The organism is Borborobacter xinjiangensis, assembly GCF_047739745.1.
Lineage (GTDB): Bacteria > Pseudomonadota > Alphaproteobacteria > Rhizobiales > Rhizobiaceae > Pseudaminobacter.
The window spans coordinates 1-884 of record NZ_JBLLVA010000088.1 but is presented as its reverse complement, the minus strand read 5'-3'; the positions used below and the strand labels follow the sequence as shown (position 1 = coordinate 884).

General features: G+C 61.5%; 1 protein-coding gene. It reads left to right on the top strand.

From position 1 onward, the window contains the following. On the top strand, positions 1-884 hold an 884-nt coding region (locus ACLKMW_RS26450; protein WP_415727508.1), incomplete at both ends, for a M10 family metallopeptidase C-terminal domain-containing protein.

The window sequence follows — 884 nt, the reverse complement described above, 5'->3', positions numbered from 1 at the left end:
GGCAACCTGATCGAACACAATACGATCCTCTTGCCGCCCAAGGATGGTGGCACAGCCGCTGTCTTCATCAAGACTGAGTTTGGTTCGATCAACGATGTGACGGTCAGGAACAACCTGATGGCGGGCAACGCGTCATATACCGCCTACGTAGAGCAGACGGGGAAGGGCAATATCAGCAACGTTCTGATCGAGGATAACTACGTCGACCGCGGACTGTATGGCTACTTCAATGTCGTGGGCAACAACCCGACCATCCGCAACAATGTCCAATGGCAGGACGGCGTAGACCCGACACCCTATCCGACCACAGCGCCCAATCCTGCGCCCGCGCCGGAACCTGCGCCTGCTCCGGAACCCGCGCCTGAGCCTGCGCCGGCGCCGGAACCCACGCCTGAGCCTGCGCCTGCTCCGAAACCAACGCCTGCTCCGGAACCTGGGCCCGCGCCTACTCCGGGCGACCAGATCCTCAACGGCACAAGGTCCGGCGATACGCTGGTTGGCGGTGACGGCAACGACGTCATCAGCGGGCTTGGAGGAAAGGACGTGATGACGGGCGGCAATGGCGCCGACCGCTTCGTGTTCAGCAAGGCTTCCGATGCCGGTTCCGATTCCAGCAGGGATATCATCACCGACTTCCAGAAGGGCGTCGACAAGATCGACCTTTCAGCGTTCGATGCGAATGGCTCGGCGGCCGGTAACGGCGCCTTCCACTTCATTGCGCAGGAAAACGCACTGTTCGACCGAGCCCAGGGCGCCTTGGCCTGGCATCTGGAGGACAGGGCCGGCACCAGCAACGACCATACCGTGATCCAGGGCGACCTGAATGGCGATGGCGTGCATGACTTCGAGATACAGTTGAAGGGGCTGGTCAATCTGAGCGCCGA